The following is a 21,909-nucleotide window of genomic DNA, read 5'->3' on the forward strand; positions in this document are numbered from 1 at the left end:
CAGGTTTAATTGCTTATTGCTGGTTTCCCTATAAACCCACCATCAAAAATATGCCTCAGCAGGGACAGGTAGCAACATTGTAAATAGTATCAATGAGTTATAATGTGGCTTATCCCGAACTGGGGTTATAAATAGTTCCGATACTGCTGTTCGCTACTACTGTTGCTCAATATTGCCATACAAAAAGCGCCCATGCTATCGATAGCATGGGCGCTTTTTGTTAGATGAGATATGCTTTGACCATCTTTATTTGATAGGCGCAAACTTCACTCTCATCAGTATTACTTATTTCGCTTCAGAGCTTTGGTTAAACAAGGCATTCAACACAATAGCGGCTAAAGTAGCAGTACCGATACCGCCTAAATCAAAGCCACCCAAATGCAAGCTAAAATTACCAGTACCCATAATGACCGTTACTGCTGCAATAATCAGATTGCTGTTTTTACTAAAATCAATATGGCTATCGATCCAGATTTTTATCCCAGCAACCGTGATAAGGCCGAAGACAACAATAGAAGCACCGCCCAATAGAGCCGCTGGGATGGTCTGAATGATCGCACCAAACTTTGGTGACAGTCCCAATATGATAGCAACCAAACCTGCTACGACAAATATCGTCGTGCTATACACTTTGGTAACCGCCATGACACCGATGTTTTCAGCGTAAGTAGTAACACCTGTACCACCAAATCCTGCTGAAAAGGTCGTGGCTAAACCGTCCGCCAAAAATGCTCGGCCCATATAAGGAGTTACACGAGCCTTGGTCATGCCCTCTACTGCCTTAAAGTGCCCTAGATTTTCAGCCACCAAAATAAAGGCCACAGGTGCAATTAGGATAATAGCGCTCATCTCAAAGCGCGGCGTATGAATGCTTGGTAGTCCAAACCATGAAGCGGCGGCTACCGTACTAAAATCAATCGCAGTACCAAAGCCTAAAATATTGGTCATGACGAAATAAGCAACGTACGACAGAACCAGACCGACGAGTAGCAACAGACGACGCAACATACCGCGAGTAAATACTGCAACACCACTAATGAGCAATACGGTCAAGGTAGCCATCCAAGCATCAAACTGATTGGCAGACACGCCTTGAATGGTCACTGGCGCCAAGTTAAGACCGATAATCATGACAATCGCACCTGTCACGATAGGCGGCATCAAACGCTCAATCCAACCTGTACCTGTCTTCATCACTAGCAGACCAATCAATGCATAAATAATACCGCAGGCCATAATACCGCCTAGCGCAACATTTAGATTGTCATTGAACCCTGCGCCTGCATAAGCGGTCACCGCGATGACTGGACCAATGAAAGCAAAGCTTGATCCCAAGTAGCTCGGCATGCGCCCACCGGTAATCATAAAGAACATTACCGTACAGATACCGGACATCAAGATAGCTAAGTTAGGATCAAACCCCATTAATAAAGGCGCAAGCACAGTTGCACCAAACATGGCAAACGTATGCTGTATGCCGAGCAATACGCTTTTTGATGGAGGTAAATAGTCGTTGATACCGACTGGATCACGATCCAAGTCACCCTTATAAGGACGCCATGTCGGAAACCAACGGCCATTTTCAAAATCTGGATTGTGCGGATAATTGATAGCGGCTGAATCAATGCCTGCAGACTCCAAGGCATTTTGAGTCGATAGATCTTGAGCGCTATTGTCTGACGCTGATGAAGGGTCTTTTTGAGATGGCATGCGCGCTTGTCCTATGTGAGCTAAGCTAAAGTAATAGGCTAGAATAACTGATAAAATAAGAATATTAATAAATGGACATATTTCTAAGGGCTTGTATAAATAGCAGAACGTTAAGTCTTCCTATCTATAATATGTCATCCCAATTCATGCATTTATGTTGTAATATGACAAACCAAAAGTATTATTTGGTATGATAGCCATATCTTGCTAGATGTATGAATACGGATATGTTTGACTGAAAAATTTAGTCTTTTTTAATCCGTCTTATTTTACGATGATAACCAACTTACAGGATGTTACATAGTTGTTGACTGCGAGCATGATAACGGAGTTTCAAAATAAATAAAAGTTATTATTCAACTGCCCTCAGTGCTCATTTACCTTATAACCTTCATAAATAGTGTCTCGCGCCCACCTATCAATGGTGACTAGGAGCGACGGCTGTCTATTATATTTTTCACAAAAGCGCCCAATGCCATAGATAAAATAGGCTAAAGCGCTTAAAATTTTTGGTGACTTATTATGATCAGTGTTTTTGATTTATTTAAAATCGGCATCGGCCCATCCAGTTCGCATACAGTCGGACCGATGGTCGCTGCAAACTTATTTTTGACCTCGCTAACTGAGCAGATGGAACTGACTGCAATTAAGACCATTGAGATTGAACTGTATGGCTCTTTGGCGGCGACTGGAAAAGGCCATGCAACAGATACCGCTATCTTGTTAGGACTGCTTGGACACACGCCTAGCACGATAGACACACGTATGACCAGTAGCTACCTATCTCCTATCTTCTCTGACAAAATTCTCAATGTATCAGGCACGCATACGATTGCTTTTGATACAGAGCAAGACATCTACTGGTATGACGATACTGTGCTGCCTTATCACCCTAATGCATTGACGCTACGCGCTATCTCAACTGAAGGCGTTCGCTATCAGCAGACTTATTATTCAGTCGGTGGTGGTTTTGTCATTAATGAAGAAGATGCGACTAACCCTGACGAAGATCATGCCAGTCCGACCATCGATAGAGTTCCCTATCCGTTCAATAACGCAGCAGAGCTACTAGAGCAATGTCGTGAGCATGATTTGAACATCAGCGAATTGGTACTGGCAAACGAATGTCACTTCCATACTAAAGAAGAAGTCTTTGCTTATCTAGATAGCATTTGGGAAGTGATGCAAGACTGCGTCAAACAAGGCTGTGAAAATGGCGGTATCCTGCCGGGCGGATTAGATGTAAAGCGTCGTGCCCAAGATTTGCATACACAGCTGTGCGCTGAAAAAGACCAACCTATCACCAAAACTGATAAGTTAGCCGCTATGGACTGGGTCGATTTGTACGCGCTTGCCGTCAATGAAGAAAACGCCAATGGCGGCAAAGTAGTCACGGCTCCAACCAATGGCGCAGCAGGTATCATTCCTGCCGTACTGCACTACTATCGTGATTTTTTGCCCAACTACAGCCAAGATGGCGTTCGTAAGTTTTTGCTAAACGCCACCGCTATCGGTAGCCTTATCAAACAAAATGCTTCAATCTCTGGTGCTGAAGTTGGTTGCCAAGGTGAGGTTGGTTCGGCATGTGCAATGGCAGGCTCTGCACTGGCAGAAATCATGAATGGCACGCCAGCCAAATGCTTAAATGCAGCTGAGATTGGTATTGAGCATAATCTAGGCCTTACTTGTGATCCTATTGGCGGCTTGGTACAAGTGCCTTGTATCGAGCGTAATGCGATGGGCGCAGTCAAGGCAATCAATGCGGCGCGCCTAGCCTGTAGAGGCAATGGTCAACACTTCGTCTCTTTAGACAAAGCGATAGAGACGATGAAGCAAACAGGTGCCGATATGTCTGATAAATATAAAGAGACGGCACGAGGCGGCCTGGCGGTTTATGCTGATAATAGAATCCCTACAGCAACGCGCGGTGTTAGCGTCAACTACAGTCAATGCTAATTTGATTTCTCAGAACATAATTTACTAACAATAAACACGTAAAAAGGCCTCTAACGAATTAGAGGCCTTTTTGTCAGGTATAACTGCTTTTATAACTGGTTTATCGTCTATATAGTGCTATCAATATTATTCAGCAGTTTTTGATACCACTTCGTTTAGAATCCATACTGGCTGCACTACGTTTGAGCCTTCTGCTATTACTGCTTCTTGGCGTACATCTAGGACATAACGATAGTTCGGCTCATAGGTAAAGCCTTGAATATTACCGTTTAGCGTAGTGTAGTTTTTCTGATAGGTCTGACGATACTGCAAGCACTGTGATTCAACCATGCTGCCATCAGTAGCAGTCAAGTCGCATACTGCTTTACGCGGTGCGATTTCTACTTCAAAACTTGGGATGTTTACTACTTTTACATTCATAGGTTGTCCTTCAACAACCATCGTACGCTCATTGTCCATACCCATCGTAGAGCAACCAGAAAGGGCAAAAGTTGTCATCAATGCTGCAAGTGCTAATTTCTTCATTATTCAATCCTCAGATAATTGTTATTGATTCTTTAGTGCTGGCTTATTTATTGATTTAGCTACTAACTTATTGTTACTTAGATAAAGTTGTTATTTCGAATATTTTATCTTGCTTTGATACAAGCTAATAAGGCTGTTTGCTTCTTACTGAAACCAGTATAGGTCGCTAGTCGTCTTACCCTCTATGACTGCTTTGTAAAGTAACGTCAGCTTTTGCAACTGATGTTAATGAAGCGTATTGAATAGCGGAGTTATTTGCTACTGAGAAGATGATTGACATCAAAAAGCCAGAACAATATTTGTTCTGGCTCTTATACAACTATGCAAATTCTGTTTTGTTAAGAATGACTAGCTACGATAATCAGCGTTTATTTTGACGTAATCGTATGACAAGTCGCAGGTATATACGGTATCGCTAGCATCACCACGTGCAAGGTCGATATGGATGGTAATCTCAGGTCGACTCATGACTGTTTTACCCGCCTCTTCTATATAGTCAGGTGCAACACCACCATTCTGGCAAATCATTACCTCATCTAGATATACATTGACTTGCTCTGTGTCTAGATCTTCGATACCAGCATAGCCCACTGCTGCTAATATGCGTCCCCAGTTAGCATCACTAGCAAAGAATGCCGTTTTTACCAAGGGTGAATGTGCGACTGCATAAGCCACATCGCAGCACTCTTGCGTGGTTTGACCACCAGTCACTTTGACCGTCATGAATTTAGTAGCGCCTTCGCCATCACGCACAATCAGTTGTGCCAGACGGACAAACACATCAACCAATGCATCGAATACAGGCTGGTAATCCGGATGCTCTGTGCTATCAATCACCTCTGAGCTAGCAGCACCTGTTGCAATCAACACACAACAATCATTGGTTGAGGTATCGCCATCGACAGTGATGCGGTTGAAAGACTGCTCATTGATAGCGCTTAGCATCTCTTGTAATAAGTCAGCAGCGATATTAGCATCTGTCGCCACATAGCCCAGCATAGTCGCCATATTTGGGCGTATCATTCCTGAGCCTTTAGACATACCAGTGACATGATAGCTAGTACCTGCTACATCAATTTTTTGGCTGGATAATTTAGGAATAGTATCTGTCGTGCGAATGCCATTAGCAGCAACTAGCCAGCTATCAGGCGCTAGATTAGCCAATGCATTATCCAGACCTGCGATGACCGCATCACTATTTAACGGTTCACCAATCACACCAGTAGAGAATGGCAATATCGTATTGCTATCTACACCAGCCTTTTCAGCCAATGCTGTACAGATATCAATGGCTCGGCGCTTTCCATCAGCGCCCGTACCTGCATTTGCGTTACCAGTATTAGTGACTAAATAGCGCGGACTAACCTTAGCAAAGTGCTCACGCAATACTCGCACTGGCGCAGCGCAAAAGGTGTTTTTAGTGGTGACAACCGCAGTAGTAGCTTTGTCAGATATTTCGATGACTACTAGATCATCGCGGTCTTTATAACGGACGCCTGCCGCTGTGGCACTGAGTTTGATACCATCGATAGGATAGATAACGTCAGGTACTGATACATTTCCAACAGCCATAATAAGATCCTTATTTTTCAATTTTTATCGTTATTTACGGAATACGAAGTGATAAATATATAGTCAGTTTAAGACAATTTAAATATAAGGATAACTAGCTACAGCACTACAATAAGCAGACTGAACAAGCTAATCATCGTATCTAATTGACATTAGATTGACTATATATAGGTATCACGGTATATAAGTATTACGGTTTCTTTAAGTCAAATGCCGACCAAATCGGTGCATGGTCAGACGGTTTTTCCATAGCACGTAGCTCATAACTGATACCAGCATCGATACATTTATCGATTAGATCTGAGGTACATAGGATATGATCAATGCGTAACCCGCGCTTAGGTTCATCATTGAAGCCGCGACTGCGATAATCAAACCAACTGTATAACTCGGTGCTCTCTGGATAATGCAGGCGGTAAGTGTCTGTCAGCTCACGTGACATCAGTGCTGAATACCATTCGCGCTCTTCTGGCAGAAATGAGGTTTTTCTGTTTTTCAACCAACGCTTAGCATTAACTTCACCAATACCAATATCGATATCTTCTGGTGCAATATTCATATCACCCATGACGATAATCGAACGACCTTCCGCTTTTAGCGTATCAATATAAGCCATCAAATTGGCATAATAAGCGCGCTTCATTGGAAATTTGGTCGGGTGATCTTGGCTCTCTCCTTGCGGAAAGTAACCATTGAGTATATCCACTTCACGACCTTCAAACTCATAACGTGCATGGATAAAGCGCTTTTGGGCTTCTTCATCTTCGCCAGGAAAGCCTTTTTGTACAAATACAGGTGCAGCTTTGGATAAGAGTGCAACGCCGTAATGCCCTTTTTGCCCAAAATACTCGACATGGTAGCCCAGACCTTCAATATCGCTAAGCGGAAATTGATCATCATGCACCTTGGTTTCTTGTAGGCCCATGACATCAGGATCGATTACCTTGCGCACCGCCTCGAGCTGATGCTGACGTGCACGGATACCATTGACGTTAAAACTGACAAAACGGGTCATAAACTGTCCTATACTGATTGGTTAGAATATAGCGCTCTATAAATGGGTGAAATATAAACGACTATGATAACAAATGTAAGCGGTTCTAGCGGTTGCATGGCCTGATATCTTGAGCTAGAGTAACTCTATTATAAGCACTATCTATTATTGGTCTATCTGAAACACTTTTATTCAACAATACTTATTAAAAATATCGAGCATCACTATGACAACAATTAAGCAAAAAAATACGACATCAGCCATGAATGAGGACACCAAACCATTATTTGCTAAAGATTATAACGTCTATATTAACCATACTGATGCTGGCGGTATAGTCTATCACGCCAATCATTTGGTGTTTTTTGAAAACTGCCGACGCGACTGGTTTACTGAGCTGGGCTTAAATGGGTATTTTTTGCAGACTGACAGTGGTGAAGTGCAGCATTTTGTCGTGAGTCAGGCCGACTTGCAATACAAAAGAGCCATTCTATTAGATGAGGTAATTAGTGTACGTATTGATAAAGTAGAGCTAAAACCTGCCAGCATCATATTTTACCAAAGCATATACCGCAATCTACCGAATCATAGTACTACTGAAACAAATGATAGCCAGCTACTAAGCAGTACCAAAATCGTCATTGCCTGCGTACAAAACCTTGTCAAACCAGAGCCAATGAGTAATGATGAAATAGGCAGCGATAAACAAGATACTGCAGCGACAACCCCACCAATGCGTCCTATTCGTGTGCCAAAAAAACTGCGCGTTACGATCGAACAAGCTATCGCTGAGCAAGTAAATGGTCAGCAGTAGAACTGCTATGAGCATAGATACGGGTAGCGTGTTGCTTGAATTTGATAACCTATGGGTACATAGCCAACGGACGATAAGTACTCATAGCATTAAAGATAGCAAAGAAGCCTCGAATAAAATCTCTATGCCGTCTAGCATTTATCAAAAATGGACAAGCAAGCCAGCCGCAAACACTTCACTGGATAAAGAGCCATCAATTCATGATCGAACGCTAATAAGCGGTGCGAGCGGTACGCTATTGTCAGGGCAAGTCACTGTTTTGACAGGAGCGTCTGGTAGCGGTAAATCGGTACTGCTACGAGTATTAGCAGGATTACTGCCCATGAACAGCGGTACTGTTCGTTTGAGCAATGACACGTCGAGTAATGTTTATCACGATATTCATAAGACTGCACCTGTACTATGGCGCAAGCAAGTTGCCCTACTCGCTCAACATCCACAGCTGTTAGACGGCAGTGTCCTTGAAAACTTACAAATGCCTTATCAATTGCACGCTCACCAGTCGCAGACTTTTAACATAGACTGGCATGTTGCTCAGCTTCAACACTTAGATAGAAGTGCAGATTTTTTGCAACAGGACGCCAAGCATTTATCTGGTGGCGAGCGCCAACTGGTCAATACATTGCGTCTATTACAGTTCAATCCACAAGTTCTATTGCTAGATGAGCCAACTGCTGCTTTGGACATGGGCACTTCAGCACAGCTAGTCAACTTAATCATCAACTGGTTACACGTAGATGCGCAGCGCACACTCCTATGGGTAACTCACGACACAAAAGATATCATGCCTTTGGCAAATAGACATTGGCATATGCAAGCAGGTGTACTCACCGCAGACTCTTGACATCCTCTTGATTGGCAATATTTAATCAAATGAGTAAGTCTTCATATAGCTGCTCGGACAATTTAGCACGTTAATAACTTCAACCCTCACCATATATTATTACCATAATTACTTCCTAAATAAGCTCATACGAGTGGTACGAATGATATGCAAATTTTTCTCACTTATAGTGATATTGCTCTTGCCAGTAGTTTAATTATTATCGTGTTACTCATCTCTTGGCGCTTACGGTTAAGACTAAGCAAGACCCTTTTGATAGCGGCACTTCGTACGATTATACAGCTTAGCTTTATTGGGCTGATACTGGCGTGGATTTTTGCACGTGAACAATGGTATGAAGTACTACTTATCTTAACGGTCATGACTCTAATTGCAGGAAGTGCCGCCAAAAATCGCGTTAAACGTAGCTATAAGGGGTTATTAACAGATACGCTATTGGCAGTCGGTATCTCAGCAATACTAGTAACGGCGATTGCGATTATAGCAATTTTGAATGTGCAGCCTTGGTATACACCGCAATTCATTATTCCTATATTAGGCCTGATATTAGGGAACTCTCTGACTGCTATTTCGTTGACGAGCAATCAATTGATCGAATCCTTTCATGAGCAATCAGGGCGTATCGAGATGATGCTCAGTCTATCTGCTAAGCCATTCGAAGCCGTCCATGAGCAGATAAAAGCAGCTATCACTAATGGCATGACTCCAACTTTAAACTCTATGCTAGTCGTCGGTATTGTTAGTTTACCAGGCATGATGACGGGTCAAATCCTAGCAGGCGCCGATCCTACTCAAGCCGTACGCTATCAAATAGTTACTATGTTCCTGATATGTGTCAGCAGCACGCTTGGCTGCACTATCAGTGCATTACTCATTTATCGACGTTTCTTTAATAAAAAAGATCAATTTATTTTACCGCAATAATTTTGGCATTTACATTCCTGTGTTTTTTGTCAGCTTACCAACATTAATTATCTAATCCTTCTTTTGTCAGCCAACAAAGTTACTATATTCTTATAAGTTAATATATGTACTGATCAGTATCGCTTACTGTTATTGTTTTAGACTAAATTCATGCTAATGTATTGCTCAAATGTATCGTTTTTTTGATACTTTATTTGTAAGCAGCAGATAAATAGTTTTAGAACGAGCATTATTTTTATTACTGAACTTTTTGTTTATTTGTTCTATTTAATGCTTTATCTAAATACTCATTAAATAGAATGCTGTTATAGCAGCAAAAGACTAGCTATTAATCAATAGACAGGGATGCTATTGAAGATGGTATATACCACCTAAATAAGTGGTGGTTTGTACTATTGATAGATTGACAAATACCTTTTCAAAATACTTTAGCCTATACCAAATCGCAAGGATGCTAACTATGATATCGAACAAACCTTGGCTTTCTCAATATCCAGCCGGTGTGCCAAAAACCATTAACCCCGATAGATATAGCAGCATCATGGAGCTGTACGAAGAATGCTTCGATCGCTTCCGTGGACATCCGATGAGCATTTGTATGGGAGTGACTCATACTTATGGTGATATTGATAATGCTTCAATGGCAGTCGCTGCTTGGCTACAGAATCAAGGCTTGCCAAAAGGTAGTGTCGTCGCTCTCATGATGCCAAACGTTCCACAGTATCTGCCCACCATGATTGGAATACTACGTGCAGGCTACGTTTGTACCCCTGTTAACCCACTATATACTGGCCGAGAATTACGCCATCAGCTTAACGACTCAGGTGCCCAGGCAATCTTTGTGGTTGATAACTTTGCCCAAGCGCTTGAGCAAGTTATTGAAGAAACGGCTATCAAACGTGTCATCCTATCGAAGATGGGCGATATGATGGGTTTGAAAGGTATTTTGGTCAATACAATTATTCGTCAGGTCAAACGCTTAGTACCCAAATACAACCTTAACGATCCTAAGTACCATGTCACTAAGTTTCCTGAAGTATTGAAAAAAGGTAAAAACTTACCTTTTCAGCAACCAAAAATGTCTTTGGATCAAAAAGCATTTTTACAATATACAGGCGGTACCACAGGCCTTTCGAAAGGCGCTATTTTGTCACAGCGTAATATCGTAGCAGCAGCGATGCAATCAGAAGCATGGACTCGCCCTATCACATCAGAAATTAACGAAGTGTATATCAATATGGTGATGGCACTGCCGTTGTATCATATATTCGCATTCATGCTTAGCCTACTTGGTATGCGCTCAGGCTATACTTTTATACTAGTACCTAATCCACGTGATATTCCTGGATTTGTTAAAACCTTATCAAAACAACCGTTCCATATTTTCCCTGCAGTCAACACCCTCTTTAAGGGGCTGCTCGATAATCCTAACTTTAAAGATTTGGACTTTAGCTCTTTACGTATCTCACAAGCTGGTGGTATGGCGGCTACCGAGCAAACTGCGAATCGCTGGTTAGAAGTAACTGGCTGCGCGATGATCGAGGGTTGGGGTATGACAGAAGGCGTTGCAGTCGGCACCGCCAACGTTATTACCAATCGTGAGTTTAACGGTACTATCGGTGTGCCAGCACCTGGCGTAGATGTCATTATTATTGATGAAGATGGCAAGCATGTAGGTTTAAACGAAGGGGGCGAGCTTTGTATTAAGGGCCCTAACGTAACCTCTGGATATCTAAATAGAGACAGTAGTGCTGATTTTACTAGTGATGGTTATTTCCGCACTGGTGATATCGTCAGTATGGATGACAAAGGTTATATTAAACTGCTAGATCGCAAAAAAGACATGATTTTGGTTTCAGGATTTAACGTATTCCCGAACGAAATTGAATCTGTGATGCTTGACTGTGACGGCATTCTTGACTGTGCGGTAATTGGTATTCCTGATAGTCATCAAGGTGAAGCGGTCAAAATATACGTAGTACCTGAAGACAATAACGTTACCAAAGAAGTGATTACAGACTTTGCGTTAGATAACCTAACGGGTTATAAGTGTCCACGCCACATCGAGTTTGTGAGCGACCTACCAAAAAGTAATGTCGGTAAAGTACTGCGTCAAAAATTGCGTGAAAAACACAATGCAGACTACCCGCAAGTATAAATAGAGACAATTTTTAAAAAATTCTAAAAACATGAATTTATTTTTACTAAAGGCATCTTACAGTAATTGTAAGATGCCCTTTTGTATATTTATTTTCTGTCATTCAACTATAAAATTTCTCTATTATAATTACTACAAATCTACTTTTATATCCAATTATATGACATTTTTTGAATAAATTTCATGTTAATTACTTGATAAGAAAGTAAATTATTTGTCTAGGTATTTTCTGATTATTCAACATATATTATTTCATTTATCAAATTTAACTGTAAACTATCAAGTTCTTGTATAAGAATAACAGACACGGTTGTAGTTATGTTAATGTATTGCCAAAATGTGTCACTATACTTTCTGTTATTTTGATCTTATATAGTTATGACTAATATCGATTGATTAGCAGCATTACTAGTAGCTATTTTCATTACCAAAACATTAACTGTTTTTTAATCTGATGAGATATTTATGCTCTGTGATTAAATCAAACTTTATAAGGGCCCCGTATTTTAGCAGTATGTGAACATATAGGATAGCACTCGACAATTTCTTGCTAACGGAACAGTAATATAAATTGTTGACATGGATGTGACTACTTTTTTATAGAGCCTTAATTTATTTTAATATTTAAGGACGCTAATCATGACTGTAGATAAACCTTGGCTTGCTCAATATCCGGAAAACGTACCTAAGACGATTAATCCGGATCAGTATGAAAGCCTCATAGAGTTATATGAAGAGTGTTTTAACCGCTTTCGTATGCATCCGATGACTATCTGTATGGGTGTGACGCATACTTATGGTGATGTTGATAACGCTTCACTGGCAGTCGCAGCATGGTTACAGGCTCAAGGTTTACCTAAAGGCAGCGTAGTAGCTCTTATGATGCCGAACGTTCCACAATACCTACCGACTATGATTGGTATTCTGCGTGCAGGTTATGTTTGTACGCCGATAAACCCACTATATACGGGTCGTGAACTGCGTCACCAATTGAATGACTCGGGCGCTCAGGTTATCTTTGTTGTTGACAACTTTGCCCAAGCGCTTGAGCAAGTTATTGAAGAGACCAATATCAAACGTATCGTGCTATCGAAAATGGGCGATATGATGGGTCTGAAAGGTATTTTGGTCAATACGGTTATTCGTCAGGTTAAACGCTTGGTTCCAAAATACAACCTGAATGACCCTAAGTACAATGTCACTAAATTCCCTGAAGTATTAAAAAAGGGTAAAAACCTACCGATTCAAGCACCAAAAACCACCCTACAACAAAAAGCGATTTTGCAATATACAGGTGGTACGACTGGGTTATCTAAAGGTGCTGTCCTAACACAACGTAATGTCGTTGCTGCTGCTATGCAATCAGAGGCATGGTATCGCCCTGTGACCTCAGGTATCAACGAAGTATACATCAATATGGTTATGGCCTTACCGCTGTATCATATTTTTGCCTTTATGCTGAGTTTGCTCGGTATGCGTTCAGGTTATACCTTTATCTTAGTACCTAATCCGCGCGATATGCCAGGGTTTATTAAAACGTTATCAAAACAACCATTCCACATCTTTCCTGCAGTCAACACTCTATTCAAAGGGTTACTTGACCAGTCAAACTTTAAAGACTTGGACTTTAGCTCGTTACGTATCACTCAAGCTGGTGGTATGGCGGCAACTGAGCAAACCGCAGCACGTTGGTTAGAAGTGACTGGCTGCCCTATGGTTGAAGGTTGGGGTATGACTGAAGGCGTGGCTGGTGGTACTGCCAACGTTATCACTGACCGCAAGTTCAACGGTACTATTGGTATACCTGTACCGAGTGTCGATATTATCGTGGTTGACGAAAACGGTGAGCGTGTTGGCATGCATCAAGCAGGCGAGATGTGTATCAAAGGTCCAAACGTCATGTCAGGATACTTTAATAAAGACAATAGCAATGACTTTACTCGCGATGGCTACTTCCGCACTGGCGATATCGTTAGCATGGATGAGAAAGGCTACTTTACTCTACTAGATCGTAAGAAAGACATGATTTTGGTTTCAGGATTCAATGTATTCCCGAATGAGATCGAGTCAGTTATGCTCGATTGTGATGGCATCGTCGATTGTGCTGTGATCGGTATTCCTGATGAAAATCAAGGTGAAGCGGTTAAAATTTACATCGTACCTGCCGATAATAACGTCACTAAAGAAGTCATTAAAGAATTTGCGCTGGACAATTTGACTGGTTATAAGTGTCCACGTCATATTGAGTTTGTTAGTGAACTACCAAAGAGTAATGTTGGTAAAATACTACGTCAAAAACTTCGTGAACAGCATATGTCAAATAATCCTCAAACGTTGTAATACTTGCCCTGCTATTTCAGAGCAAATAGAAGAAGCCCACTACAATAATAGTGGGCTTCTTCTTTTCTACCTTAGGAAAACCAATTTTATTAACTTAGTTTATTCATTACTTGTAATGGCAAGTGCTTCATCGCATGACTGACCATAGACCAAGGCAGGCTCGGTACACAGGCTTCATCTACGCCCGCTTCGATAGCTGCGACAATGGCTTTAGTACCAGTATCTGTATCGACTTCAAATGGTAATGGCTTAGACCCTTCATTGATTTCGGTGCGAATATAGCCCGGGTAAATTGTAGAAACTTTGATAGGAAGATTGGTCAAAAGCATATCAGCACGAATGCCTTCTGCTAAATGAGCCAAGCCAGCTTTACTTGCACCATAGGTTGTCAGATGCCTAGGCAATCCACGCATGGCTGACATGCTCGATATCACGACCAAATGGCCATTGTTCTGAGCACGGAAGATATTCATGGCGGCTTCACACTGTGCCAGTGCGGCGACAAAATTGACATCGGCAGTGCGACGATTGGTTTCAAAATGCCCTTTACCAATGCGGCGACTATCACCAATGCCAGCATTGACCACTACTCGCTCAATGCTACCGAAATCATCTGCAAAAGCATCAAATACTTGAAAGACCGTATCATAATCACTCACATCTAGTGCTTGGCATTCAACTCGGATATCAGGATACTTGTCCATCATCTCCGATTTTAAATGCTCTAAACGATCAATGCGACGCGCACATATAGCCAAGTTGTAGCCAAGGCTAGCAAACAGTCTGGCCATACCCTCGCCCAGACCTGAACTGGCACCTGTGATAAGCACCGTTTTACCTGTGCCTACTTGCTGCTGACTCAAGTCTTTTAGATAGCTTGCAGGTCGAACCGCGCCTACTATCTGGTTTTTGCTATGGCGCGCCCTTTTAGCAACCAATTTTATTAATTTATTTTGCATGTACCGTCCTTTATATATCGATATTGCACAGAATCAAGTCGGTCTTTAGTATAAACGTCGATAAGGCTTATACTTTAAGCAGATATGACACTATATTATTCGCAAAATTACACGCAAAATTATCGCCATGTCACGAATGGTTTACCATCAGAGAATAAATGACTGTATTCATTCAAAGACAATAAGCGAGAACTTTGATTCTTTAAAGTAATAGAGGTCACACCCGTATTAACCAAGCTTTTATTCAACTGATAGGCCGTCTGACTGCCTTGTCGCAATAACTGTGCGGTGATTGCAGCGATGACGCCGCCTGAAGTGAATACGAGTACGGTGCTGTCCTGATCTAAGCTCATGCTTGCTACTTTCGTACGTACTTGTTCAAGGGCTTGCTGTGCACGATTATTAAACTGTGGCCAACTTTCAAGATAGTCTTGATCATTATCACCAGCATGCCAGCGCTGCATCGCTTGATCAAATAGCTCAGCCAGTCGTGTCGCTGGCGATTCTGCTTTGGCGATTTCAGCTGAGATGTCAGATCGATTGCCAGATGCCTCTGCTGACTTAACGAATACGTCTTTATGATTAAACTCATCAAATTGCGGCAGAATATAACTATCAGGCTGATCAAAGTTGATTGCGGGCGCAACAGCTGTGCCATTGCTATTATTAACATGTACAGATGATTGGTAACGCTCCCAAAAATGACGTGCTGAGTCTTGCTGTCGAACCAACCTACCAGTAAATATGGCATCAATACGGCGCTGCGTAGCTGCATAGTGCTGACCTAACATTTGTGCCTGAACAGTGCCTAGTTCTGAGAGTTGATCATAGTTTTCTTGTCCAAAAGACGCTTGGCCATGACGTGCTAAAAGTATGGTTGTCATAAATTATTACCTTTTATCATATTTGCAAAGTACGGTTTACTGAATGCTTACGCTTCAGGAGAGTCAGGTGCTTTTGCAAAATAGCCTTTTGGTAAAATACTTTTGACCACTTTTTGAACAGGGCTTGGCAACTGCTCGATAGCAGCAGCATCTACGCCTATGTCTTCTAAATGCGGCTGAACGTGCGCATTGAATAAGGCTTCGCCTTCATATTGCGCAATTAGTTTCAAACATTTAGCATGCATGACATGTATAACGAGCCAAGCATTTTTGAAAGCTGGATTGGTGGTTTGCTTATGATAATAACGATAGTAGATTTGCTGAATAATGCCTGAGAGGCGGAACAATCCGAACACTTCATAAAAGGTCCAATTATCTATCTCTAAACCTGACTGTTTTAGATAATATTCAACCACTTCATCGCGCGTCATCATGCCTTCTAAATGTGTTGGCTGACGACGGAATTGCTGCATGATGATATTGTCATCTTCTTCAATCCAGTAAGCCAACGCACTACCCAAGTCCATTAATGGATCGCCAAGGGTTGCCATCTCCCAGTCGAGCACGCCAATAACTTTGGTCGGCTCATCCGCATCAAGTATGACATTGTCAAAGCGCCAGTCATTGTGAATGATACAAGTTTTGCTATCAGCAGGCGTGTGCTTAGCAAGCCATTGTCTGACCAGTGCAAAGCTTGGTACGTTTGGCGTCTTTGCTTTAACATAACGTTTGTCCCAACCACTGATCTGGCGTTCACAGTAACCTTCACCGCGGCCCAAATTGACCAAATCAGGATGCTCGGTATAGTCTATCTGATGTAGCTCTACCAAAGCATCTAATACATTGGTGCAAAGCAGACGCGTTTGCTCAGGATTTAGATCGATACCTTCTGGTAATTCTGCACGAGGGATAATACCTTCCATACGCTCCATCACATAAAAATCAGCGCCGATAACAGCTTCATCCGTACATAGCGCAATCATCTCAGGTACATAAGGATAAGCATCTTTTAATGCTTTTTGAACAGTGTACTCACGCACCATGTCATGGGCAGATTTTGCTTTGGTACCTTTTGGTGGACGACGTAATATGAGATCTTGGTTTTTATCTTTACCTTCATATTGTAGTCGATACGTCCAGTTTGATGCGCCGCCTGAGAACTGAGTGACTGTAGGCTCGCCTACTACGCCGACACCTTGACCGCGAAGCCATTCACTGACTGCTTTGGCATCAAGCTCTTCACCCTCGCGTACGGCACCGCCTTTGTCTAGTACTTTATTATCAGTTGCCATGAGACATTCCTTATCATGTGGTCATTTATTTTTATAACAAATATGCGAGCTAGTTCTCAATTCAATTTATCTCATGCTTATTACCATTTTTGAAATGAGGACTCGCTCTAGTGATGAAAAATTCACTACTAAATCATTAATAGTGAATTCTTAATTAGCATGTTGATTGGCTTATTTTTGATAGTTTCGTGAGCAAATCAAAACTAACTCACACAACCGTTTGTTAAGATTAAACTTAAGGCTAAGCTTTGTCAGATTTAGCAGAACGACTAAAGCCCTGACGTTTTAGTTCTAATTTGGCAATCATGGTTTTATGTACTTCATCTGGACCATCTGCCAAACGTAGTACACGTGCTTGCGCGTAGAAGTTCGGTAGTAATGTATCTTGGCACACGCCCATACCACCATGAATCTGAATCGCCATATCAACGACTTCTTGTAGCACAGTTGGCGCCACTACTTTGATAGCAGAGATTTCAGTCAATGCTGCTTTGGTGCCTTGAGCATCCATTTTTTGGGCGGCGTACAATGTGAGCAAGCGTGCTTGGTCAATTTTGATACGGGCCTCGCTGATACGCTCAAAGTTACCACCCAATTGTAGTAACGGCTTACCAAAGGCAGTACGCGACATACCACGCTTGACTGCTAATTCAAGAGATTTTTCGGCAGCACCGATACAGCGCATGCAATGATGAATACGACCTGGCCCTAGACGACCCTGGGCAATCTCAAATCCCTTACCAGGTCCACCAATAAAGTGGCTGACTGGCACACGCACATTTTCAAAGCTAATTTCACCATGGCCGTGCGGTGCATCATAATCACCAAACACTTTAAGCATACGTTTAATATTTACACCTGGTGTGTTGACTGGCACAAGTACCATCGAATGCTGATGATGACGGTCTGCACTTTCATCCGCGGTATATGCCATCACAATCAAGACATCAACCGCTGGATCACCAAGACCAGATGACCACCACTTGCTACCATTGATGACAATCTCATCACCATCTACTACGGCGGTTGCTTGCATATTGGTTGCATCACTTGAAGCCACGTCAGGCTCAGTCATACAGAATACAGAGCGTGTCTTACCTTCTAGGATTGGGGTAAGCCACTTGTCTTGCTGCTCTTGAGTACCGTAACGCCATAATAGCTCCATATTACCGCTATCAGGTGCATTGCAGTTAAATACATGAGGTGCTAGCAAACTACGACCAGTCAATTCTGCGATAGGCGCATAATCAGTGACTGACAGTCCTGCACCTAATGTGTCATCTGGCAAGAATAAATTCCACAAACCCTCTTCACGTGCTTGTTTGCGCAGGTTTTCGTAGGCTTCTGGCCACTCCCAGTTTTCCCAATTACCATCAGGGTTTTTCTTATGACAATCTTCCCAGAATTGGGCTTCGATAGGCTCAATATTCGTTTCGATGAACGCTTTGACTTTGGCATGCATGGCTTGACCATGTTCTGTTGCGGTAAACATTAAATTGTCGTTAGACATAAATGACTTCCTTTTCTTTATTGATTGTCTAAATCAAATGTTGATAAAAAGCTCTACTAGAGCTTTAGTGCACGCACGTATACTGTTTTCCGTGTGCTACATTTATAACACAGCAATTGTCAATAAACAGCAAAAAGGCGCGACCAGCTAGGCCACGCCTTTTACAAAATATAAACAATGTATCTAAAAATTCTAAGCACTAAAATACCATTATTTAACTATCATAATGATAACTAACATTATTTCAGAATATTTAGGCGACTATTCAAATCAAAACGTGCAAGTGCATCAGGTAATTTATCTACAGCCATACTCAGTGTCGCTTCTGCTGCCTGAGCCAATCCTAACTTTTCTGCTAACGTCGGCTTCTGACGTGAATATAGTGCGTACACTTCGTTGTCTTCCATACGTTCCAAAATATAGCTGTCTGAAGTCTGTAGACTATCAATTAAGTTAAGCTTTAACGCATCTTCGCCATACCAATGCTCACCCGTAGCTACTTTGGCAACATCGAGTTCTGGACGATAGTTGTTTACGAAGTGTTTGAATAGCTCATGCGTCTGCTCTAGCTCTTCTTGGTATTTGGCACGGTCTTCGGCATCATTTTCACCAAATACAGTAACCGTACGCTTATAGTCACCAGCGGTAAACATCTCATAATCGACGTCATGGTTTTTTAGCCATTTATGAAAGTTTGGCAGTTGCGACACCACACCGATTGAACCAATGATAGCGAATGGTGCGGCTATTACCTTGTCTGCAACACAAGCCATCATATAACCACCGCTTGCCGCCACCTTATCAACACAGACCGTCAATTTTAAGCCAGCATCCTTTAAGCGAACCAATTGCGCTGCGGCCAAACCATAGCCGTGCACCAAGCCGCCGCCTGATTCAAGACGGACGATAACTTCGTCACCTTTATTTGCGGTACTAATTAAAGTACTGATTTCTTCACGCAAATGTTTGACCGCAGTTGCTTTGATATCACCGTCAAAATCAAGGACAAAAACTTGTGCCTTATCCTCAGAATGTTTTTTCTTATTTTTGGTTTTTGCTTTCAATGCTTGCTTCGCTTTTTTGGCCATGACTTTTTTGAACTGTTTGAGGGCAGCTTTGCCTTGGGTGGCTTCCATCAAATCTTCACGGCGCTGCTTTTGAGCATCATTTAAGTGGCGTATTTTAAGCTCAACAGGGTTTTTAGGGGGATGAAATAGCATGGTTACAAATCCTCAAGTCAGTAAATATATTGATATGGCTGTTTTTATTAACGTGCGGTTGATATGTGCACACTAAGTGGTGTTTTCAAGCATGATGACAATATTTAACCCAATATAAATAACGCAGAATAAATACCTCAGATACTTGCAGACTCCCGTTCTTTGATTGAACTCAGCCGGTTGTATAACAAAGGCAGATTAGGCATAATATGCGTTTATATCAAATTTTCTGCAGCCAACGTGATGACCATATGTCTTAATCGCGTTGTTTGTGTGTTTTTTTTGCAAATAGCTTGAAACGCACAACAATGGCTGCATTATTGTACTTCGAATTGGGCTGATAACTGGATAACCATATTATGACGCAAAGCACTATGACGCATAGCGAATACCGAGACGAGTATTGCGGAGCCGTAACCGAGAGCTTGCTTGAGCAAACCATTAGTATCGTAGGCTGGGTACATCGTCGTCGCGATCACGGTGGCGTGATTTTCTTAGACATGCGTGACCGCGCTGGTATCTTACAGGTCGTGGTCGACCCTGATACCCCAGAAGCTTTCGCAGCAGCTGATGCTGTACGTCCTGAATACGTGCTAAAGATAACTGGCCGCGTACGTCGTCGTTATGAAGGTACTGAAAATAATAATATGACCAGTGGCCAGATTGAGCTATTGGGCAAAGAAATTGAAGTGCTGGCTAAGTCTGAAACGCCGCCATTCCCATTGAATGACGAAAAAACGACTGTATCTGAAGACCTGCGTCTAAAGTATCGTTATCTTGATATGCGTCGTCCGCAAATGCAAGAGCGTATGGTGTTCCGTGCCAAGGCAACGTCAGCGATTCGTCGTTATTTAGATGATCATGGTTTCTTGGATGTTGAGACGCCTATCTTGACTCGTGCAACGCCTGAAGGTGCGCGTGATTATCTTGTACCATCACGTACCCGTCCAGGTAACTTCTTTGCCCTGCCGCAGTCACCACAGCTATTTAAGCAACTATTGATGGTGTCAGGTTTTGACCGTTATTATCAAATCGCGAAATGCTTCCGTGATGAAGATTTACGTGCCGATCGTCAGCCTGAGTTCACTCAGGTGGATATCGAGACGTCTTTCTTGAACGAAGAAGAGATCATGAACATCAATGAGGGTCTGATCAAGCATTTGTTCAAGACCATGATGGATGTTGAGTTCGAGCAATTCCCTCGCATGACGTACGCTGAAGCAATGCGCGACTATGCATCAGACAAGCCTGACTTACGTATTCCATTGAAACTGGTTGACGTTGCAGATTTGATGAAAGACGTCGATTTCAAAGTATTTGCTGGCCCTGCGAACGATCCTAAAGGTCGTGTGGCTGCCCTACGCATCCCTGGTGGCGCATCATTAAGCCGTAAGCAAATCGATGCTTATACCAAGTTTGTTGGTATTTATGGCGCACGCGGTTTGGCTTATATCAAAGTCAATGACGCTAGCAGCATCAACAACGGTGTGGATCAAGAATCTGGCCTACAGTCTCCAATCATCAAAAACATGACTGATGATGTACTTGTGAGCTTGATCGAGCGTACTGCTGCAGAAGATGGCGACATTATCTTCTTTGGTGCGGATAAAGCCAGTGTTGTGAATGATGCAATTGGTGCATTACGTCAAAAAATTGGTCTAGATCTTGAAATGACGACTTGTGAATGGGCCCCACTTTGGGTAACCGACTTCCCAATGTTTGAAGAGACTGACGATGGACGTTGGACGTCAATGCATCATCCGTTCACTAAGCCTAAAGGCTCAGTTGAAGAGTTGAAAAACAATCCAGAATCTGCCCTTTCTATCGCTTATGACATGGTATTGAACGGTACAGAAGTTGGCGGTGGTAGCTTACGTATCAATACTTACGATATGCAACAAGCTGTACTTGAAGCGTTGGGTATTGGTGAGCAAGAAGCTGAAGACAAGTTTGGCTTCTTACTTGATGCCCTAAAATTCGGTGCGCCACCGCATGGCGGCCTAGCATTTGGTTTGGATCGTTTGATTATGTTGATGGTAGGCGCAAGCTCTATCCGTGATGTTATCGCCTTCCCAAAAACCAAAACAGCTGATTGCCCATTGACCCAAGCACCTGCTGGCGTTGATAGCAAACAACTACGTGAGCTTGGTATCCGTGTGCGTGAAAAAGCACAGGCTGATACCAACAAGCCTGCTGAATAAATCGTT

At 42.3% G+C, this 21,909-nt stretch carries 16 protein-coding genes; 7 read left to right on the plus strand and 9 right to left on the minus strand.

All coding sequences use genetic code 11. The annotated features are described in order from the left end of the window. Window positions 1–285: 285 nt before the first annotated feature. Window positions 286–1,710, minus strand: coding sequence for a solute carrier family 23 protein (locus JMX07_RS08575; protein WP_102092484.1), 1,425 nt, complete (start codon window positions 1,708–1,710; stop codon window positions 286–288). Window positions 1,711–2,232: 522 nt separating this feature from the next. On the opposite strand from JMX07_RS08575, the gene JMX07_RS08580 reads away from it, so the two are divergent. Next, entirely contained in the window at window positions 2,233–3,666 is a 1,434-nt protein-coding gene (locus JMX07_RS08580) for an L-serine ammonia-lyase (RefSeq protein ID WP_201607437.1), read from the plus strand. A 126-nt stretch (window positions 3,667–3,792) separates the two neighbouring features. Here the strand turns inward: JMX07_RS08580 and JMX07_RS08585 are convergent, their stop codons facing one another. From JMX07_RS08585 to xthA, 3 genes are all read right to left on the minus strand, one after another. Beyond that, window positions 3,793–4,191: a DUF4377 domain-containing protein gene (locus JMX07_RS08585; protein ID WP_201607438.1), complete on the minus strand. Its 399-nt coding sequence runs from the start codon at window positions 4,189–4,191 to the stop codon at window positions 3,793–3,795. A gap of 348 nt (window positions 4,192–4,539) precedes the next feature. Next, window positions 4,540–5,763 carry a bifunctional glutamate N-acetyltransferase/amino-acid acetyltransferase ArgJ gene (gene argJ / locus JMX07_RS08590; RefSeq protein ID WP_201607439.1) on the minus strand — a complete coding sequence of 408 codons (1,224 nt, stop codon included), beginning with the start codon at window positions 5,761–5,763 and terminating at the stop codon, window positions 4,540–4,542. 190 nt (window positions 5,764–5,953) lie between these two features. Further along, window positions 5,954–6,778 (minus strand): exodeoxyribonuclease III, encoded by an 825-nt coding sequence (gene xthA, locus JMX07_RS08595; protein WP_201607440.1) that lies wholly within the window; start codon window positions 6,776–6,778, stop codon window positions 5,954–5,956. 205 nt (window positions 6,779–6,983) lie between these two features. On the opposite strand from xthA, the gene JMX07_RS08600 reads away from it, so the two are divergent. From JMX07_RS08600 to JMX07_RS08620, 5 genes are all read left to right on the plus strand, one after another. Beyond that, window positions 6,984–7,571 carry a thioesterase family protein gene (locus JMX07_RS08600; RefSeq protein WP_201607441.1) on the plus strand — a complete coding sequence of 196 codons (588 nt, stop codon included), beginning with the start codon at window positions 6,984–6,986 and terminating at the stop codon, window positions 7,569–7,571. A 7-nt stretch (window positions 7,572–7,578) separates the two neighbouring features. After that, window positions 7,579–8,415 carry an ATP-binding cassette domain-containing protein gene (locus JMX07_RS08605; protein WP_201607442.1) on the plus strand — a complete coding sequence of 279 codons (837 nt, stop codon included), beginning with the start codon at window positions 7,579–7,581 and terminating at the stop codon, window positions 8,413–8,415. Window positions 8,416–8,562: 147 nt separating this feature from the next. Further along, window positions 8,563–9,339, plus strand: coding sequence for an ABC transporter permease (locus tag JMX07_RS08610; protein WP_201607444.1), 777 nt, complete (start codon window positions 8,563–8,565; stop codon window positions 9,337–9,339). A gap of 460 nt (window positions 9,340–9,799) precedes the next feature. Beyond that, the gene (locus JMX07_RS08615) at window positions 9,800–11,497 is read left to right on the plus strand and encodes an AMP-binding protein (protein WP_102092868.1); all 1,698 of its coding nucleotides are present in this window, start codon (window positions 9,800–9,802) and stop codon (window positions 11,495–11,497) included. Window positions 11,498–12,136: 639 nt separating this feature from the next. Next, complete coding sequence (locus JMX07_RS08620; RefSeq protein ID WP_102092867.1) at window positions 12,137–13,837, plus strand: AMP-binding protein; 1,701 nt, start codon at window positions 12,137–12,139, stop codon at window positions 13,835–13,837. Between the two features lie 89 nt (window positions 13,838–13,926). Here JMX07_RS08620 and JMX07_RS08625 read toward each other — a convergent pair whose 3' ends face one another. The 5 genes from JMX07_RS08625 to sohB all read right to left on the minus strand — a co-directional run bounded on the left by JMX07_RS08625 (window position 13,927) and on the right by sohB (window position 19,702). Continuing rightward, window positions 13,927–14,796 (minus strand): SDR family oxidoreductase, encoded by an 870-nt coding sequence (locus JMX07_RS08625; protein WP_102092866.1) that lies wholly within the window; start codon window positions 14,794–14,796, stop codon window positions 13,927–13,929. Window positions 14,797–14,915: 119 nt separating this feature from the next. Next, window positions 14,916–15,680: a histidine phosphatase family protein gene (locus JMX07_RS08630; protein WP_102092865.1), complete on the minus strand. Its 765-nt coding sequence runs from the start codon at window positions 15,678–15,680 to the stop codon at window positions 14,916–14,918. Window positions 15,681–15,727: 47 nt separating this feature from the next. Beyond that, window positions 15,728–16,972, minus strand: coding sequence for a phosphotransferase family protein (locus JMX07_RS08635; RefSeq protein ID WP_102092204.1), 1,245 nt, complete (start codon window positions 16,970–16,972; stop codon window positions 15,728–15,730). Window positions 16,973–17,213: 241 nt separating this feature from the next. Continuing rightward, window positions 17,214–18,464 carry an acyl-CoA dehydrogenase family protein gene (locus tag JMX07_RS08640; RefSeq protein WP_227526716.1) on the minus strand — a complete coding sequence of 417 codons (1,251 nt, stop codon included), beginning with the start codon at window positions 18,462–18,464 and terminating at the stop codon, window positions 17,214–17,216. A gap of 257 nt (window positions 18,465–18,721) precedes the next feature. After that, complete coding sequence (gene sohB / locus JMX07_RS08645; RefSeq protein ID WP_201607446.1) at window positions 18,722–19,702, minus strand: protease SohB; 981 nt, start codon at window positions 19,700–19,702, stop codon at window positions 18,722–18,724. 374 nt (window positions 19,703–20,076) lie between these two features. Here sohB and aspS point away from each other — a divergent pair, with 374 nt between their 5' ends. Continuing rightward, on the plus strand, window positions 20,077–21,903 hold the full coding sequence (gene aspS / locus JMX07_RS08650; RefSeq protein WP_201607521.1) for an aspartate--tRNA ligase: 1,827 nt from the start codon (window positions 20,077–20,079) through the stop codon (window positions 21,901–21,903). Window positions 21,904–21,909: the final 6 nt, after the last annotated feature.

Origin of the sequence: Psychrobacter immobilis (genome assembly GCF_904846235.1) — a bacterium.
Classification (GTDB): domain Bacteria; phylum Pseudomonadota; class Gammaproteobacteria; order Pseudomonadales; family Moraxellaceae; genus Psychrobacter; species Psychrobacter immobilis_C.

What these genes read in the sequence shown, in the direction of transcription:
- JMX07_RS08620 (WP_102092867.1), top strand. Translation starts at nt 12,137, where the DNA reads ATGACTGTAGATAAACCTTGGCTTGCTCAATATCCGGAAAACGTACCT.
- JMX07_RS08600 (WP_201607441.1), top strand. Translation starts at nt 6,984, where the DNA reads ATGACAACAATTAAGCAAAAAAATACGACATCAGCCATGAATGAGGAC.
- JMX07_RS08580 (WP_201607437.1), top strand. Translation starts at nt 2,233, where the DNA reads ATGATCAGTGTTTTTGATTTATTTAAAATCGGCATCGGCCCATCCAGT.
- JMX07_RS08640 (WP_227526716.1), bottom strand. Translation starts at nt 18,464, where the DNA reads ATGTTTACCGCAACAGAACATGGTCAAGCCATGCATGCCAAAGTCAAA.
- aspS (WP_201607521.1), top strand. Translation starts at nt 20,077, where the DNA reads ATGACGCATAGCGAATACCGAGACGAGTATTGCGGAGCCGTAACCGAG.
- JMX07_RS08625 (WP_102092866.1), bottom strand. Translation starts at nt 14,796, where the DNA reads ATGCAAAATAAATTAATAAAATTGGTTGCTAAAAGGGCGCGCCATAGC.
- JMX07_RS08630 (WP_102092865.1), bottom strand. Translation starts at nt 15,680, where the DNA reads ATGACAACCATACTTTTAGCACGTCATGGCCAAGCGTCTTTTGGACAA.
- JMX07_RS08605 (WP_201607442.1), top strand. Translation starts at nt 7,579, where the DNA reads ATGAGCATAGATACGGGTAGCGTGTTGCTTGAATTTGATAACCTATGG.
- argJ (WP_201607439.1), bottom strand. Translation starts at nt 5,763, where the DNA reads ATGGCTGTTGGAAATGTATCAGTACCTGACGTTATCTATCCTATCGAT.
- JMX07_RS08610 (WP_201607444.1), top strand. Translation starts at nt 8,563, where the DNA reads ATGCAAATTTTTCTCACTTATAGTGATATTGCTCTTGCCAGTAGTTTA.
- JMX07_RS08615 (WP_102092868.1), top strand. Translation starts at nt 9,800, where the DNA reads ATGATATCGAACAAACCTTGGCTTTCTCAATATCCAGCCGGTGTGCCA.
- xthA (WP_201607440.1), bottom strand. Translation starts at nt 6,778, where the DNA reads ATGACCCGTTTTGTCAGTTTTAACGTCAATGGTATCCGTGCACGTCAG.
- sohB (WP_201607446.1), bottom strand. Translation starts at nt 19,702, where the DNA reads ATGCTATTTCATCCCCCTAAAAACCCTGTTGAGCTTAAAATACGCCAC.
- JMX07_RS08635 (WP_102092204.1), bottom strand. Translation starts at nt 16,972, where the DNA reads ATGGCAACTGATAATAAAGTACTAGACAAAGGCGGTGCCGTACGCGAG.
- JMX07_RS08585 (WP_201607438.1), bottom strand. Translation starts at nt 4,191, where the DNA reads ATGAAGAAATTAGCACTTGCAGCATTGATGACAACTTTTGCCCTTTCT.
- JMX07_RS08575 (WP_102092484.1), bottom strand. Translation starts at nt 1,710, where the DNA reads ATGCCATCTCAAAAAGACCCTTCATCAGCGTCAGACAATAGCGCTCAA.